The 17283-nt window shown below is 42.1% G+C and carries 18 protein-coding genes; 13 read left to right on the plus strand and 5 right to left on the minus strand.

Features of this window, described 5'->3' with window-relative positions; genetic code table 11:
- Positions 1-9 precede the first annotated feature (9 nt).
- Complete coding sequence (locus GSQ84_RS00795; RefSeq protein ID WP_158795342.1) at positions 10-942, minus strand: alpha-E domain-containing protein; 933 nt, start codon at positions 940-942, stop codon at positions 10-12.
- An 18-nt stretch (positions 943-960) separates the two neighbouring features.
- Complete coding sequence (locus tag GSQ84_RS00800; protein ID WP_158795343.1) at positions 961-2409, minus strand: circularly permuted type 2 ATP-grasp protein; 1449 nt, start codon at positions 2407-2409, stop codon at positions 961-963.
- Between the two features lie 208 nt (positions 2410-2617).
- Between GSQ84_RS00800 and GSQ84_RS00805 the strand changes: the two genes are divergently transcribed.
- The 11 genes from GSQ84_RS00805 (at position 2618) to GSQ84_RS00855 (ending at position 13269) form a co-directional block, all read left to right on the plus strand.
- On the plus strand, positions 2618-3361 hold the full coding sequence (locus GSQ84_RS00805) for a peptidase (protein WP_158795344.1): 744 nt from the start codon (positions 2618-2620) through the stop codon (positions 3359-3361).
- A complete protein-coding gene (locus GSQ84_RS00810) occupies positions 3358-4197 on the plus strand; it encodes a transglutaminase family protein (RefSeq protein WP_158795345.1) in 840 nt (279 codons plus the stop codon). Before GSQ84_RS00805 ends, GSQ84_RS00810 begins: the two co-directional genes overlap by 4 nt.
- Before the next feature lie 263 nt (positions 4198-4460).
- A complete protein-coding gene (locus GSQ84_RS00815; protein ID WP_158795346.1) occupies positions 4461-5699 on the plus strand; it encodes an aminotransferase class V-fold PLP-dependent enzyme in 1239 nt (412 codons plus the stop codon).
- 24 nt (positions 5700-5723) lie between these two features.
- On the plus strand, positions 5724-6842 hold the full coding sequence (locus GSQ84_RS00820; protein ID WP_254070754.1) for a bile acid:sodium symporter family protein: 1119 nt from the start codon (positions 5724-5726) through the stop codon (positions 6840-6842).
- 268 nt (positions 6843-7110) lie between these two features.
- Positions 7111-8055 (plus strand): cytochrome c oxidase subunit II, encoded by a 945-nt coding sequence (gene coxB, locus GSQ84_RS00825; RefSeq protein ID WP_158795347.1) that lies wholly within the window; start codon positions 7111-7113, stop codon positions 8053-8055.
- On the plus strand, positions 8055-9779 hold the full coding sequence (gene ctaD / locus GSQ84_RS00830) for a cytochrome c oxidase subunit I (RefSeq protein WP_158795348.1): 1725 nt from the start codon (positions 8055-8057) through the stop codon (positions 9777-9779). Before coxB ends, ctaD begins: the two co-directional genes overlap by 1 nt.
- The gene (locus GSQ84_RS00835; protein ID WP_158795349.1) at positions 9779-10330 is read left to right on the plus strand and encodes a heme-copper oxidase subunit III; all 552 of its coding nucleotides are present in this window, start codon (positions 9779-9781) and stop codon (positions 10328-10330) included. The genes ctaD and GSQ84_RS00835 overlap by 1 nt, the downstream gene beginning before the upstream one ends.
- A gap of 7 nt (positions 10331-10337) precedes the next feature.
- Positions 10338-11123 carry a cytochrome c oxidase assembly protein gene (locus tag GSQ84_RS00840; protein WP_158795350.1) on the plus strand — a complete coding sequence of 262 codons (786 nt, stop codon included), beginning with the start codon at positions 10338-10340 and terminating at the stop codon, positions 11121-11123.
- Positions 11120-11353, plus strand: a complete 234-nt coding sequence (locus GSQ84_RS00845) for a cytochrome c oxidase subunit 4 (RefSeq protein ID WP_158795351.1) — start codon at positions 11120-11122, stop codon at positions 11351-11353. Before GSQ84_RS00840 ends, GSQ84_RS00845 begins: the two co-directional genes overlap by 4 nt.
- Complete coding sequence (locus GSQ84_RS00850; RefSeq protein WP_158795352.1) at positions 11325-11837, plus strand: ubiquinol-cytochrome c reductase iron-sulfur subunit; 513 nt, start codon at positions 11325-11327, stop codon at positions 11835-11837. The genes GSQ84_RS00845 and GSQ84_RS00850 overlap by 29 nt, the downstream gene beginning before the upstream one ends.
- Positions 11838-11880: 43 nt before the next feature.
- Positions 11881-13269 carry a cytochrome b N-terminal domain-containing protein gene (locus GSQ84_RS00855; protein WP_158795353.1) on the plus strand — a complete coding sequence of 463 codons (1389 nt, stop codon included), beginning with the start codon at positions 11881-11883 and terminating at the stop codon, positions 13267-13269.
- Between the two features lie 7 nt (positions 13270-13276).
- On the opposite strand, the gene GSQ84_RS00860 is transcribed toward GSQ84_RS00855, so the two are convergent.
- The 3 genes from GSQ84_RS00860 to GSQ84_RS00870 form a co-directional block, all read right to left on the minus strand.
- Positions 13277-13666 (minus strand): hypothetical protein, encoded by a 390-nt coding sequence (locus tag GSQ84_RS00860; protein WP_158795354.1) that lies wholly within the window; start codon positions 13664-13666, stop codon positions 13277-13279.
- Positions 13667-13721: 55 nt separating this feature from the next.
- Positions 13722-14096 (minus strand): DUF779 domain-containing protein, encoded by a 375-nt coding sequence (locus tag GSQ84_RS00865; RefSeq protein WP_158795355.1) that lies wholly within the window; start codon positions 14094-14096, stop codon positions 13722-13724.
- Between the two features lie 72 nt (positions 14097-14168).
- The gene (locus GSQ84_RS00870) at positions 14169-15674 is read right to left on the minus strand and encodes an aldehyde dehydrogenase family protein (RefSeq protein ID WP_158795356.1); all 1506 of its coding nucleotides are present in this window, start codon (positions 15672-15674) and stop codon (positions 14169-14171) included.
- 159 nt (positions 15675-15833) lie between these two features.
- Here GSQ84_RS00870 and GSQ84_RS00875 point away from each other — a divergent pair, with 159 nt between their 5' ends.
- Complete coding sequence (locus tag GSQ84_RS00875; RefSeq protein WP_158795357.1) at positions 15834-16757, plus strand: AraC family transcriptional regulator; 924 nt, start codon at positions 15834-15836, stop codon at positions 16755-16757.
- A gap of 72 nt (positions 16758-16829) precedes the next feature.
- Positions 16830-17246 carry a VOC family protein gene (locus GSQ84_RS00880; RefSeq protein ID WP_158795358.1) on the plus strand — a complete coding sequence of 139 codons (417 nt, stop codon included), beginning with the start codon at positions 16830-16832 and terminating at the stop codon, positions 17244-17246.
- Positions 17247-17283: the final 37 nt, after the last annotated feature.

Genomic DNA, 17283 nt, shown 5'->3' on the forward strand with positions numbered 1-17283 from the left:
CAATGAAAATTAGGACAAAGAAAAACAGTTATGGTTAAAGGCATTCCCAATGCCAAACAGCTCTGATTTGATCTCAGCAAGATAGAGATGGAGGTCGCCCTGTTTCAAACCTTTTATAGAACTGTATTTTACCTTACTCTGCAGGCGTCCGATTAAAAAGGACAGGTTGCCCGCGTTAATATGTCCTCCGCTTTTTAACAGGTCAAAGTACTTGATCAGCTGGTTTAGCGAATAGATTACAGACCTGGGGAACTGGTTGTTCAGTACTACCTGGGCCAATACATTTTCGGCTTCAAAGCCCTGTCGGTATGTGCGGAGATATAATTCATACCCTCCGATAGACAGCAGCAGATGTTTCCAGTAACTGGTATTGGTGAGCAGATCAGGATTATGATCTACCGATCCGAATTTAACATCCAGGATGTTTACCGACTGGATACCGCGTTCCAGGTATTTCCCCAAACGCATAAAGCTGGTTCCCTCATTGCGGGCCATCGTAATTTCGGTAGTGCCATAAAAAAGCATCCCCTGTTTGATCAGGATATCCAATACTGAAATCGGGTCGTCCTTTTTTAGCATGTTGTTCAATTTTGGATCTTTGATGGTATGGTAGTACTCGTTCAGGCACTGCCATACATCTTTGGTAATGTGATCCTGTACGCTTCTGGCATTCTCCCGCACCTGGGTGATCATATTAATTATAGAATGCGGATTGTTTTTGTCCGTTACCATATACTGCAGCACTGTACGGCTGTTGTATTCAATTTTTTCCAGGTGTTCATTGTCTGATCCGCAATAGATACGGATTACCGGGCTCCATGAAAACTCTGCTACGGCATCCTGTGAGGAAGCGTAATTTATTTTAAGCATGCGCAGCATACCGTCCGTTCTTTCAATATAACGGCTTATCCAATATAAACTTTCAGCTACTCTGCTTAACATATTATTCTATCATTTAATTTAAGAAAGTACCCATGTATCTTTACTGCCACCACCCTGTGAGCTATTTACTACTAATGAACCTTCTTTGAGGGCTACGCGGGTTAATCCACCAGGCACAATAGTAATCCCATTAGGGCCACATAGTGCAAATGGCCTGAAATCAACCCTTCGGGGCTGCAAAACGCCCTGCATATAACAAGGTGCCGAGGAAAGACTGATGGTGGGTTGGGCGATAAACTGCCGCGGATCTTTAATGATCTCTAATTTATACTCCTCAATTTCTTCCGGTGTAGCGGCATGTCCCATCAGCATTCCGTAACCTCCGCTGCCATTGGTTTGTTTCACCACCATATTGGTGATGTTGGCGAATACATATTCTCTTTCGTCTTTGTTTTTTAACTGGTAGGTAGGTACGTTTTTCAATATGGGCTCTTCGTTTAAGTAGTATTTGATCATGTCTGGCACATAGACATAAACTGCTTTATCATCGGCTACGCCATTACCTACTGCGTTTACGATCGTTACATTTCCTTTCCGGTAAGCATTCATTAAACCGGCTACTCCCAGCAGACTATTAGGGTTAAATACCAGCGGATCGAGATACTCGTCATCTACCCTGCGGTAAATAACATCTACCTGTTGTAATCCGGCGGTTGTTTTCATAAATACTTTATGGTCTTCAACGATCAGATCGGGACCTTCTACCAGTTCAATGCCCATGAGGCGGGCCAGGGTAGTATGTTCGAAATAGGCGGAGTTAAAACTGCCTGGACTTAGCAGCACAATTGTAGGGTCGGCCACCTGTCTTGGCGATAAGGCCCTCAAATTATTATACAATATATTGGGATATTCCGTTACGCTCCTCACCCTGCACTGCGGCAAAAGATCGGGAAACAAACGTTTGGTGATTTCCCTGTTTTCGAGCATATAACTTACGCCCGATGGGGTGCGTACATTATCTTCAAGGATATAATAGGTCCCATCATTGTCCCTGATCAGGTCTATTCCTGCAATATGGATATAGATATCGTGGGGCACTTTAACATTGACCATTTCACGAAGAAAATGCGGGCAGGAATAAATAATGTCGATGGGGACTATGCCATCCTTGATAATGAACTGGTCGCTATAAACGTCTTTTAAAAAGAGGTTGAGTGCCGTTACCCTTTGTTTAATTCCTTTTTCAATAAATTCCCATTCGGCGGCATTAATAATCCTGGGGATAATATCAAAAGGGAATATCTTTTCAATGCCTTCTCCGCTGTTATAAACAGTAAATGTGATCCCCTGGCTCATAAAAAGAACTTTGGAAAGTTCCTCCTTTTTGTTTAATTCTTCTGTTGATTCCAGGTCCAGGTGGTCCATCACCTTTTTATACTCAATCCTGACCTGTTTTGACTGATCAAACATCTCATCCCAGGTGTTATTTGGCAAGTTATATGATTCTGTGTGTTTGTTTTTAGTCATTGTAGCCAGATAAAGTAAAAATTCATTGAAATATAGTGAAATGCAATCTAAATAAATATGGTTTTTGAATAAAATACAAAGGTTTTTTATCGATTTGAGGTGGATTAATAATTGTTAAATTATAAATGATGAATAATGTAATTAAAATAAAATTTTTATATAGATTGATCAATATATTTGGTTCGATTTTTTTAGTAAAACCGTTAGAATGACATATTGTTTAGGGATAAAAGTTAAAGAAGGATTAGTTGCGATAGCCGATACAAGAATTACTTCAGGCACAGAGACCACGGAGAAAAAGAAAATATATATAGAGCAAAAGGATAAATACTCTTTGTTTATCATGACCAGCGGATTGAGGTCGGTTAGGGATAAAGCAGTCTTATATTTCAAGGAGCGGATAGATGAAGGTATAGAACACAATAAATTGTACAAAGCTGTGAATGATTTCGGCGAACAGGTAAAGCGGGTAGCGAGGGAAGATAGGGAGTCACTGGAGAAAGCAGGTTTTAAGTTTAACCTGAATACGATTATCGGCGGGCAGCTGAAGGATGATGATGAGCACAAGCTGTTTTTATTGTATCCTGAAGGAAACTGGGTAGAGTTAGGTCAGGGTGCTCCCTTTGTGATCATTGGTAATTCTGGGCATGGAAAGGCGATCTTAAACAGGACGCTGACCAACGATTCGAGTATGCACCTGGCCTTAAAAAGCGGTTTTCTTTCTTTTGACTCTACCCGTGCAAGTGCCAATGATGTGGATTTCCCTATAGATGTGGCCCTATACCGCAATAATAGTTTTGATATGGTAGAACACAGGTATACTAAAAAAGACCTGGAGAGTATTTCGGAACAGTGGGCCGAAGAGTTAAAAGCAGCGTTGAATCATATTCCTAATGAATGGATGGAAGCTGCTTTTAGTCAAATTAAAACACCTAATGATGAAGAATTATGAAATTTGAAGTTTCTGCCACTGTAGTTTATGAAGCGCTATCGCCTTCAACACTGATTTTAAATTTACAGCCTTTTAAATCCGATAAGCAAATAGTGATCAGCGAAACGCTGTTTTCCCATCCGGAATTGAAGATGAAGGAGCTGAATGCCATATCCCGGGAGAAAAGGTTTAAGATCATTGAGTTTCCAAATACAGGGGTAGTAACGCTGACTTATAAAGCTACGGTAGAAAACGAGGTGAAGGTGATCCCTGCAGAACAACTTGAAGACGTGCCTATCAGTTTGATGCCTGCGGAAGCACTGTTTTATCTGAACCCAAGCAGATACTGCCAGTCGGACCGCCTATACCGTTTCGCCTTTAATAAATTTGGTAATATTGAACATGCTTATCAGAAAGTGATGGCCATCCGCGATTGGATCTACACCAATGTACAATATGGCGGATATACCACGCCTCAAACTTCAGCTTACGATACAATTACTGAGCAGGTAGGGGTATGCCGCGATTTTGCACATCTGGGTATCGCTTTATGCCGGGCATTAACTATTCCTGCACGGTATTTTACCTGTTATGCTTATTTGCTTAACCCACCAGATTTTCATGCTTGTTTTGAAGCTTATCTGGGCGGGCACTGGGTGGTTGTAGATGCTACAAAGCTGGCACCGATTAACGGTCTGGTTAAGATTGCCTCAGGCGCAGACGCTACAGATACTGCGTTTGCCGGTATTTTTGGTAACTTACAGTTCAGAAGTTTGGTTGTAAATTCCGTTTTATTAGAAGGTGATTTTCAAAGCGTAGACGCTAATACTACTAAACAGGGGTATTCTTACGTTTAAATCTCGTTTTCATTATGGTAATTCCTGTTGCGGCTTTGGTTTTATAAATTTTCTGCTGTTAATGCTGATTGTTAGTGCGGTTATTTTCCGTGATTTTAAATTTATTTAGATTTTTATTAGATTTAGTTAGTCTGATCGACCTAATTATGTGTCTTTATGGTGAATTGACCGAAAAATGAATTAATTTGATTCTTTGTTGAGTGAAATTGCCGCTGGCAGGTTAGTCAGAGTTATGTATTGTCCATTTATTATTTATTTATAACATGAAAAGAAGAGAACTTGTAAAAGGTTTAGCAGCTCTGCCCCTTGCAGGGGGATTAATCGGCAGCGGATTGTCTGTATTTGCAGCAGATAAACCAGCGGCAAAATCAAAATCTTTGGAGCCAACGGAGCCGAAACGTGATTTTTTTAAGGAGCTGGGTGTAACCCCCGTTATTAATGCAGCAGCAACAATGACGTTTTTATCAGGTTCTTTGATGCTGCCAGAAGTAATGGATGCCATTAACTCTACCAGTCATCACTTTGCAAATATGTATGAACTGCAGGATAAAGTAGGCGCAAAGATCGCTGAGATGCTGCATGTTGAAGCGGCTATGGTTACTTCGGGTGCGGCTTGTGCTTTATTGCTTGGAACTGCAGCTTGTATAACCGGTACAGATAAAGAAAAGATCAAAACGATTCCTAATCTTCCTGGTGAGCGTAAAGAAGTGATCATACAGAAATCCCACCGTTACCTATTTGACCAGGCAATCACCACTACAGGAGCTAAACTGATTGAGGTTACAGGTAAAGCAGAAATGGACGCGGCCTTTAACTCTAATACAGTGATGGCTTTATTTTACAATGCCGGTGATGTTAGTTCTGATCCGATAAGTCATGAAGATTTTATAGCGATTGCTAAAAAACATAATGTTCCTTCTTTCATAGACGCAGCAGCAGATGTGCCGCCGGTAGAAAACCTGTTTAAGTTCCAAAAATTAGGCTTTGATCTGGTTACTTTTTCTGGTGGAAAAATGATCAGGGGCCCTCAAAGTGCGGGATTGTTATTTGGACGTAAAGACCTGATCGAGGCAGCTAAGTTAAACCATAGTCCTAATGAGGCGCCAATCGGCAGACCGATGAAGGTGAATAAAGAGGAGATGTTTGGTATGTATGCCGCATTAAAAGCTTACCTGGAAAGGGATCATAAAAAAGAATGGCAGGATTGGCTGGACCGTGCCGCGCATATGTCTAAAATATTTGAAACAGTAGCTTCTGTTAAGGCTGTAACTACCATTAGTAAAGGACCGGCAAACGCATTTCCGGGAATTTCTGTGACCTGGGATGAAACTAAAGTTAAAGTAAGCCCTCCGCAGGTGATAAAAGCACTGAAAGATGGAACGCCAAGTATTGTAGTCAATGGAAATAATAAAGGGTTAAACGTAGGGATTGTATTGTTGCGTCCTGAAGAAGTTGACCTGGTAGCTAACCGGATCAAAGAAGAGCTGAAAAAAGCCGTATAAAAATATAATAAAACCAAATATACTGTGAACAAAATTAATCTTTACAAGATAGCTATGGGTTTAGCTGCCTTATGTCTGGCAGCAACTTTAATCATTGCTTTAACATCCGGTCTTGCTTCTGCAGGACCGGTGTTGATTGCTTTTTTCATCCTGCTGGCCCTGGGATTCAGAGGCTTTGATACTTTAAAAGGCTTCGCTTATACTACCGTGATTTTTGCTGCAGTAACCACAGCCTTGTATTATCCAACTCATTTTGTTGAATTTAACGGATTTAAGTTTGCGGTACTGATCACGCCGCTCATTCAGGTGATCATGTTTGGCATGGGAACTTCCATGAGTATCCGCGATTTTGCTGGTGTAGTTAAAATGCCTAAAGGTGTATTCATCGGTGTTTTCAGCCATTTTTTGATTATGCCATTGCTGGGCTTTACCCTGGCAAGCATCAGCGGCTTTAAACCTGAAATTGCAGCGGGAATTATCCTGATTGGTTGTTCTCCAAATGGAATGGCATCCAATGTAATTTCTTACCTGGCAAAAGCTAACCTGGCTTTATCCATTACTATCACCGCTGTTTCTACGATGCTGGCGCCTTTGCTTACCCCTTTGTTAATGAAAACACTGGCGGGTGCGTTTATACAGATCAATGTAGGCAGTATGATGCTGGATATCACTAAAATGGTAATTATTCCTATTGCAGCAGGATTGCTGGTGAATAAATTGTTACACGGAAAAGCCAAATGGCTGGATACGGTTATGCCATTGGTGTCGATGTGCGGCATTGCTTTTATCATTGTGATCATTACTGCTGCGGGAAGGGACAGTCTGCTGGATATTGGCGTAAAGCTGATCCTGCTGGTACTGGTACATAACCTGCTGGGTTATACCTTTGGATATTGGTCGGGCAGGTTATTTAAAATGCAGGAACGCGATTGCCGAACCATGGCTATTGAAGTGGGCATGCAAAACGGAGGTCTTGCTTCCGGATTGGCAAAGGCAATGGGGAAGATGGCTACTGTGGGACTTGCGCCGGCAGTTTTTGGGCCGCTGATGAATGTCACCGGATCGATCCTTGCTTCTTACTGGCACCGTAAACCGATCAAAGATGAACAGGTGATAACCGATCAGGCGCTCGTTGCTGATTAAAAAAAATAATTATATTCCATTAAAAAGGTCTCCGGTCAAATCGGGGGCCTTTTTGTTTAGCGCACATTTGGTTTTTTTTGGTGATGAAGCTTACATGGGCTGATGGTAATTCGTGATGTGAACGGTAAGCCCATGAAGATTTAGTAAAGCATTCGTATTTCAATCGTTAGGAAACTATCATTTCGTTGTGCGGTCTGAATGATTCTGATTTGTTACAGGCAAATATGTTAATGGCAAAACAATCCCTAAAAAGGGCTGTTAACAACACATGTCCCAAGGTTCCCATGTTATTTCTATTTTTAATCCTCAGTCTGCTGAGGCATGGAAACTTTCTCCTTTAAACAATTACCTGATCATTGCCTGCTCTTTTATTATGATTGTGGTAGTTGGCCTTCTGATCTATGTAACTATCAAATTCAGGGCGAAAGCTGGTGATGCGGAACCTAAGCAGATTTATAACAACAGGACGGTGGAGGCTTTCATGATCGGCATTCCATTTTTAATGGTTTCCTTCTTTTTCTATCAGACGGTAAAGGTGATGAATGAAACAGAGCCAACGGTTCAGGGGCAGGTGCCTACAGTAGTCATTACGGGAAGACAGTGGTGGTGGCAGGCTGTTTATCCCGGAACAACGGTTGTTACTGCCAATGAGATCCATCTTCCTGCAGGCAAGAAAGTTTTGCTGCAACTGGAGTCGCAGGATGTGATCCATGATTGGTGGATTCCTTCTTTCGGGCCTAAGATGGATATGATTCCCGGTGTGAAAAACTACCTGTGGGTCACTATTGGAAAACCGGGTGTATATGAAGGGGCATGCAGTGAGTTCTGCGGAAAACAACATGCCTGGATGCGGATTAAAGTTATTGCAGACAGCCCTGCAGATTATCAGCAATGGCTGCTGAACAAATCGAAGGCCGCACTGCCTCCGGCAGATACTTTAGCACTGGCAGGAGCGGTTATTTTTAATAAAAAAAGTTGTGCGGATTGCCATAGTATCCGGGGTACACCAGCACAGGGGAAATCCGGGCCTGATCTCACCCATCTGGCCAGTCGTACTACCTTGCTTGCGGGTATGATGACCAACACAAAGGAACATATAAAAAGATTTATCAATAATCCAGAGGGGGTAAAACCTGGTGTACGCATGCCCAGGTTTATCTTTAAAAAAGATACGGTTAATGCACTGGTAGCTTATCTCTCTAATTTAAAATAATGGAAGGAACCTACATACCCGAACCTGAAGAAGAACTTCCCGGCCTGAACGTAAGCAATAGCCAGGGACTGCTGCAGTGGATCTCTTCTGTAGATCACAAGCAGATCGGTATTCTATATCTTTTTCTTGCGGTGCTCTTCCTGTTGCTTGGCGGGGCAGCGGCTTTATTGATGCGGATCCAGCTGGCCCTTCCCGGAAGTACATTTTTAAGTCCTGAAATGTACAATCAGCTGTTTACCATGCACGGTACCACCATGATCTTTCTGGTACTCACCCCGGCCATTCTGGGTTTTTCCGTCTATATTATACCACTCATGATCGGGGCAAATGATCTTGCTTTTCCCCGGATGAATGCCTTTGGTTTATGGATTACTTTTTTTGGTGGCCTGCTGTTGTATTTTAGTTTTCTTGCCGGCGGCGCACCAGATGCAGGCTGGTTTAATTATGCCCCGCTCAATCAGCGGCAATACTCACCGGGGCCGGGAATAGATTATTACTGTGCTGGTTTGTTATTGGTAGGTGCAGGAACTGTAGGAACTTCCATCAACCTGGTGGTGACCATCATTTATTTCAGGGTGGAAGGTATGACTCTAGGAAAAATGCCTGTGTTTGTGTGGATGGTACTGATCAATTCTTGTTTGGTGGTAGGTGCATTTCCACCGCTAAATGCAGCTCTAAGTATGCTGCTGCTTGATCGTCAGCTGCAATCTCACTTTTTTAACCTGATGGGTGGCGGATCACCGATCGTGTGGCAGCACCTGTTCTGGAGTTTCGGCCATCCGGAAGTTTATATCCTGATCCTGCCTCCTTTTGGAATGCTTTCTGAAGTGTTCCAGGTGTATTCGCGCAAGCCAATTTTCGGTTATGGTTTTGTAGTGGGCTCTGGGATAGCCATCGCGCTGCTGGCCTTTGGGGTGTGGGTGCATCACATGTTTGTAACCGGACTAGGGAATACGGTCTATAATTTTTTTGCTGCCAGCAGTATGCTGATCGGCGTTCCTACGGGTATCAAGATTTTTAACTGGATTGGAACCATGTGGGGAGGCTCACTCCGCTTTACCACGTCAATGCTGTTTGCCATAGCTTTCTTAGTGGAATTTACCATAGGCGGTTTAAGTGGTGTTGCTTTTGCGGTAGTGCCGGTAGACTGGCAGTTAACCGACAGCTATTTTGTGGTGGCCCATCTGCATTATGTATTTGTAGGCGGCAGCCTGTTTGGCATCTTAGCGGGACTTTTTTACTGGTTCCCAAAGATGAGCGGACATATGATCAGTGAGAAACTGGGCAAATGGTTCTTCTGGCTGTTTACTATCGGTTTTAACCTTACTTTTTTTGTCCACCATATTTTAGGAATTAAAGGGATGCCAAGAAGGGTGTATACCTATCCTGATATTTCGGGTTATAGCCTTTTAAATTTAACATCAACCATAGGTGCATTCCTGATGGGTTTTTCCGTGTTGTTCTTGCTTTATATCCTTCGTAAAAGTGTAAAAACGGGAGAGAAAGCACCTAATGATCCATGGGATGCTTACACTTTGGAGTGGATCACTTCTTCGCCTCCGGCATTGAAAAACTTTGATCGGCTGCCACCGGTATATTCTTTAAGGCCATTACGCGATTTAAAACAGTCTTCACAACTTCAAAACCATACTGATGGAATCAACACCAATATACTCCCTTCAAAAAGTGATCGTGGTGGTTCCTTTGAAAAAAACGATAACTGATGGAAAATAAACTGATGATGAAAATGGTGATTGGAACGGAAGCTATATTTTTTATAGCGTTGATGATCACTTATGTGTATTTCTCGGTGACGCCTGGTTTTAACAGTGCATCCCTTCGCCTGCTGGATATCAAAACGACAGGATTGTTCTCCGTTTTACTCTTCCTGAGTAGTTTTACTTTTTGGCGGGCGGAAGTAAACTTTAGACAAGGAAATATACAGCGGCTTAAATTATGGATGGGCTTAACCATCCTGCTGGGAATGGTATTTCTTTTTGGTCAGGGGCAGGAATACTGGCGTTTGCTGCATGAAAATTTTTCTATTAGTAAAGATATGTTTGGAACCAACTTCTTTACGCTCACCGGCTTTCATAGCCTGCATGTGTTTATGGGGTTAATTCTGCTTACCGTTATCCTGATTCTTATTTTACTGGGTGATTTTGATGATCCTGGTTCAACAGTGATCAGTACAGCGGGTATTTACTGGCACTTTGTAGATATTGTATGGATGCTGGTGTTTTTATTGGTTTATGTTTTACCGGTTTTAAAATAAGGAGAGGATGGAACCGCTATTCACCTATTGGCATTTTGATTTGGGTACCGTAATCCTGTTCCTTCTTTTTAGCTGGGGTTATGGATACTTGTCGGGATTTAAACTGCAAAAAGGTGCAGGATTATATTTTGGCGGATTATCCCTGATGCTTTTGATGGAGCTGTCGCCATTGCATTTTTTAGGTATGCATTATCTGTTAAGTGCTTATATGATTGTACATATTGTATTGCTGCTGATCTGCGGCCCGCTAATGCTGATAGGCCTGCCGCGTAGTTCAGATCACCGGTTGATCTGGCAGGTTTCGAGGTTTTTTAATTACTGGCCGTGGATGGGATGGCTTTCCGCCATTGGCGTGATGTGGTTCTGGCATATTCCTGCTGTTTTCGAATCTGTGTTCCCTGCCGATCATACAGTGTTTAGTTTCCATTGGATAGCCTTTCTGCACTCAGGAAGTTTATTGCTGGCCGGAATATGTTTCAGCTGGCCTATACTTAGTCCGGTGAGAGAATTGCAGGTTAACCCTTTGTTGGGGATAGTTTATTTGTTTACGGCATGTATTGGCTGTTCTATATTGGGTTTACTGCTCACTTTTGCGCCGCCAACTTTGTACAAACATTATTTTATGACGGATGAGTTTGGGTTTGCTGAGTTGATTAAAACCTCCTGGGGAATCAGCAGGGCCAAGGATCAGCAGTTAGCAGGATTAATGATGTGGGTGCCCTGCTGTTTTATCTACTTGAGTGGGGCGATGGTGATGGTTTATAAAATGTTAGTTAAGGATGAACGGGTATGATAGAGAAAGATAATTTTTCAAGGATTGGATGGAAAACAAAAGCCAAGCCGGCAGAGCTGCCAAAACCTTCCTACTGGCCATTTTTTACGGCTCTGGGTTTTGCCTTTCTGTTATGGGGAATGGTAGCCGGATGGATACTTTCGGTAACCGGGCTCCTGATTATTATTGTGGGTTTAAGCGGATGGATTAATAATTTAAGAGATGAAACCAGAGGAAACAGAAATCAGTAAAGGAAGAAGGGATTTTTTGATGAAGCTGAGCATTGGCCTGGGTAGCCTGGCTGCCGTAGCGGCTTCTATTCCTGTGCTGGGTGCTCTATTTGAACCACTACTCAGGCAGCATCAATACGCCTGGCGCAATGTGGGGAAAGCAGCAGATTATAAAGTGGGCGACGCTAAACTGGTGAAATTTCAAAATGCGGATGCCAAAAGTTGGTCGGGCCCCACGGCTTATACAGCAGCCTGGCTGAGGAGGGATCAGGGAGATACTTTTATTGCTTTTTCTGCTAATTGTACCCATCTGGGATGCCCTGTAAGATGGGAGCAGGATGCAGAATTATTTATGTGCCCCTGCCATGGCGGGGTGTATTATAAAGATGGAACGGTAGCTGCCGGCCCGCCGCCCAAAAGCTTAACGCAATATCAGGTAAGGGTGAAAAATGGGACCATACAGGTGAAAACTGCTCCTGTGCCGATAACAGATATTACTGCATAAAGATTGATCAAATAAAGAATCTCTGAAAATAAGCGCAATTGATATGAATAAACTAAGGCAAATATGGAATTGGATAGATGACAGAAGCGGAATCTCCGAAACTTTTATGCCATTAATTAAACATCCTGTGCCACCGGGCAGTAAGTGGAGTTATGTTTTTGGCAGTGCTACCTTATTTTGCCTGATCCTCCAGGTAGTGACGGGAATAGGATTAAGTCTTTTGTATCAGCCGTCATCAGAAAACGCTTATCAGTCGCTCCAGTTTATTACCCATCAGGCACCTTTGGGTAGAATTTTACGGGGTATCCATTATTTTGGTGCTTCAGGAATGATTTTGTTTGCAGGTATACATATGATCAGGGTATATATCACGGCTTCCTATAAATATCCAAGGGAAATGAGCTGGATCAGTGGGGTGTTACTGTTGTTTTTAACCATTGGGATGGGCTTTACCGGGCAGTTATTACGCTGGGATTCGAATGGCGTATGGTCATCTGTGGTAGCGGCAGAACAGATGGGCAGGGTTCCTTTGGTAGGAAAATACCTGGCAAGGATTTTACTGGGGGGAGATACGATTGGCGGACAAACATTAAGCCGTTTCTTTTCTTACCACGTGTTTATTATCCCTGCAATGCTGTTCGTATTTGTAGGTTTCCATCTGTTCCTGGTTTTCAGAAATGGTATTTCCGAACCTCCTGAGGCCGACCGGCCGGTAGATCCTAAAACATACCGGAAGTGGTATCAGGATATGCTTAAACGTGAAGGGGTTCCGTTTTGGCCAAATGCGGCGTGGCGGGATGCTTTGTTTGGTTCTCTGGTAATCATTTGTATCATTGGATTGGCTATTGTTTTTGGTCCGCCGGAGCTTACCCAGCAACCAGATCCTTCTATTATAACCACCAATCCTAGTCCGGACTGGTACATGCTGCCCATATTTTCCCTGTTTGCCTTAATGCCCCCAAAGATAGAATCCTATGTGATATTTATAGGCCCGGTATTGTCGGTGATCGGTTTATTATCCTTACCGTTTATCTCTAATTATGGCGAACGAAGTCCTGTTCGCAGGCCATGGGCTGTTTTTGGGGTGGTATGTGTGGTTATCTTTGTGGGAAGCCTGCTGTATCTTGGGTTAAAATCACCATGGTCGCCCGATTTTAAAACAAAAGCTGTTTACGCAGTTTCGCCTGCTAAAAATCCCGTTATTCAAAAAGGAGCAATTTTATTTTATAAAAAAGGGTGCCAGTATTGTCACCGGATCAATGGAAGCGGAGGGGTTAAAGGACCAGATCTGTCAGTTATCGGGCGCTCATGGGATGAACAGCAGCTCAGTCTGCAAATTGTGAATGGTGGTACCGATATGCCTGCCTATGGGGGTATGCTGAGCAAGGAAGACTTAAACGCACTGGTTCAATATCTGAGATCGAAAAAGTGATTTGGGGTTAAATTCTGTCAGTTATAAAATGATTATCGCTTTCTAGAGCAAGGGGAATATAAATGCGTTCCCACTGATCACCATCCAGGATCTCCCAGGTATGACCGGCACCGGTTGTATCTTCAGCAATCAGGATGATACCAGGTTCCAGGATGAAGGTTGTTCCGTCACTTACTTTGAATCTCAGTTTACCTTTTAAAGTAATTACATATTGTCTGCGCGGAGCGGGGTGTGCTACTTCTTCATAAGGATCAACCTTGGTTTGGCAAAAGAAATAGTCAACAGCGATTTTGATTTGTGTAGTTATTTTTCCGGTTTCAAATGCGCATTCAGTTTCATTGATATTAAATAGTCTGACTGCTCTTAAAAACGATTTTTCTTTGTCGTTGTGATCCATTCCTGTATAATTTTTACAAAAATACCGAATTGGATGATCAATAGGTCAATTCATGTTAAACTGATTCACCTAAAGGTTCAAGGTCTTTTAATTCATCTTCTGTAAACAATCTTGAATCTATAAAAAAGCCTACATCGAGTACAGATTCCAGTGAAAAACTAGCCGCTCTGCCTTCCATGGCGTCGAGTGTGATCTGTGTATGTTTCCAATATTCAAACTGGTCTCCTGCCATATAAAATTTACAATCTTCAATTTCTCCGATGCAGACATCATTAGAGCCTACCAAAAATCCGCCTTTCTCAAAGCAATGGGGATAGGAGCCTTCGCAGCAGCCACCGCTTTGGTGGAACATCAGTTCTCCGTATTCCTCTTTTAACCTTGCGATCACTTGTTTTGCTTTTTCTGTAGCGAGTATTCTTTTGGTTGCCATAATAGACCAGTTTAGTGATTAAACTTAATATCAATTAAAAAGGGCACCATTTTACATGATGCCCCAAAGAGATTAAAAGAATCCTAATTTATTTTTATCATAGGATATCAGCATGTTTTTGGTGCTGCGGTAATGATCAAGCATCATTTTATGGTTTTCCCTGCCGAAACCTGATTTTTTGTATCCGCCGAATGGCGCATGTGCCGGATAGCTATGATACTGGTTTACCCAAACACGTCCTGCCTGTATAGCTCTTGGTACCTGATATAATTCATGGGCATCACGTGTCCAGACACCGGCTCCTAGTCCATATAAAGTATCATTTGCAATTTCTATAGCCTCTTCAACGGTTTTGAAGGTGGTTACACACACTACCGGTCCAAAGATCTCTTCCTGGAAAATGCGCATTTTATTGTGCCCTTTTAAAATGGTAGGCTCAATGTAATATCCTGTCCCCAGTTCGCCTGCGAGATGATTCGCTTCTCCGCCGGCAAGGACTTCAGCTCCTTCTTCTTTTCCTATTTTTAAGTAAGAAAGAATTTTCTGGTATTGTTCATTGGAAGTCTGGGCACCCATCATACTGGTTTTATCTAAAGGATCCAGTGTTTTTATGGCGTTGGTACGTTCAATGACTTTGGCGATGAATTTATCATAAATACTTTCCTGAATCAATAACCTGGAAGGGCAGGTACAAACCTCTCCCTGATTTAAGGCGAACATCACAGCGCCTTCTACAGCTTTGTCAAAGAATTCGTCATCGTGATCGGCTACGGAAGCAAAGAATATATTCGGAGATTTGCCACCCAGCTCCATCGTAGAAGGAATGATATTTTCTGCGGCATACTGCATGATCAGGCGGCCAGAGGTAGTGCTTCCGGTAAAGGCAACTTTGGAAATGCGGGAAGAGGTTGCCAGTGGTTTTCCTACCTCAATTCCAAATCCGTTCACTATATTTAATACGCCCGGAGGCAGCAGATCGCCAATCAATTCCATCAGGATGATAATGGAAACAGGAGTTTGTTCGGCAGGTTTAACTACAGTGCAGCATCCGGCAGCCAGTGCGGGGGCTATTTTCCAGGTGGCCATTAGTAAAGGGAAATTCCAGGGAATGATCTGTGCCACAACACCGATCGGTTCATGCAAAACAATGCTTACTGTATGTTCATCGTGTTCGGCAATTGCACCTTCGTCGCCCCTGATTACTCCGGCGAAATATCTGAAGTGGTCTACCACCAATGGTAGGTCGGCGGCCAGGCATTCCCTGATTGCTTTACCATTATCTATGGTTTCTACAGCAGCGAGATATTCCAGGTTGTCTTCTATTCTCTGGGCAATTTTTAACAGGATATTACTTCTGTAAGTGGGAGAGCTTTTGTTCCAGGTTTTAAAAGCTTCGTGTGCTGCGTCAAGGGCAAGTTCTACATCTTCTTTGCCAGACCTTGCAGCTTTGGTAAATACTTTTCCATCTATTGGGGAGATGTTATCAAAATATACCCCTTTTACAGGAGGGACAAACTTACCGCCAATAAAGTTGTCGTATTGTGCTTTAAATACAGGTCTTTCAACTAAATTTTCCATGTTTTTACTATTTGGTTTATACAAACCTAATCGTAATGGCAGGTATGGAGATAGCATAATTGTTTCATTTAATAGTATTATTGTTGCAGTTGCTCATACTTAGAGAAATACCTTATATTTGAATAAGACGTTATATTCTAACCAAATTATATTCCGGATATGCAGCACACCTTAGATGCCCTGAGCCTGAGTAAACCCGAGTGTTTACAAACGTTGGTAGAAAACAGGACCTTTTATACTCTTAAAAGCTGTGAATTGAATGTTTTTGAAACCTATTCACAATCTTATAAAGTTCCGCTGAAGTTTAATGATTTTGTGATCACCAGTATGCTGAGGGGTAAGAAGGTGATGCATCTGTTTGATAAAGATGGATTCGATTATTTTCCGGGACAAACAGTAATTGTTCCTCCTGCGCTTACCATGAAAATAGATTTTCCGGAAGCTACCGCAGAAAATCCTACACAATGTATTGCGCTGGCCATAGATCACGATCAGATCAATAAAACCATCAGTTACCTGAATGAATTTTTTCCGAAGGAAGACACAACAAATCAATGGCGTTTAACTTTTGATGATTACCATTTTTATAACAACGAGGAAGTAGCTCATCTGATGGATAAGGTGATAAGAATCTGTTCCGGGGATTCAAAAATGAAAGATATATTTGCCGACCTTACCCTAAAGGAGTTACTGGTGCGGATAATGCAAAAGCAGAATTTAAAATCCCTGACAAGTGATAGCAGCACCAATCATAACCCCCTGGCCTTTGTTCTTAATTATATCCGGGAAAATTTAAGTGAAAAGATCAGCGTTGATCTATTGAGCGGTAAGGCCTGTATGAGTAAGGCAACCTTTTACCGCTTGTTTAAAAGGGAATTGGGAATTAGCCCTAATGATTTTATTTTATCGGAGAAGATTACTAAGGCTAAGCAGTTGCTCAGTAACCCGGCAGCAAAAATTGCTGCGGTAAGTTATGAACTGGGCTTTAGTGATGTCAATTATTTTATTAAAGTTTTTAAAAAGATAGCTGGTAAAACTCCCGGAAACTATCAGCTGCAAACTCAATATTCTACTATTCATTAGGTGTTAATGGATATGGATTAAAGATCTTTTAGATTGAATATCATTTGATTAGCAAACTTAAACCAGAAGTATATGACACAAATTAATGTTTATCTCATTTTTGATGGCAATTGCGCTGAAGCAATGAACTTTTATCAAGACTGTCTTGGCGGTGAATTGATCCTGAATAAAGTAGAAGGTTCTCCTTTGGAGGCAGAATGTGCTGCGGGGATGGAAGACAAAATTATGCATGCCCATTTAGCCAGTAATTCAATTATTATTATGGCCTCAGATAGGCTAATGCCGGGTGATTTTATTAGGGGCAACGGATATTCTCTTGCTTTACAATGCAGCAGTGAGGAAGAGATCAATACTTTTTTCACAAAGTTATCCGCAGGCGGAACGATAGGGCATCCACTAAAGGAACAGTTTTGGGGAGCGATATTTGGTATGTTTACCGACAAATTTGGTGTGGAGTGGATGCTTAATTTTGATAAGGCTTCTACCTAGTTTTTAGAAGTGATTTTTTATAGAGATTGTTTAAATC

It is taken from the genome of Pedobacter sp. L105 (assembly GCF_009765875.1).
GTDB lineage: Bacteria > Bacteroidota > Bacteroidia > Sphingobacteriales > Sphingobacteriaceae > Pedobacter.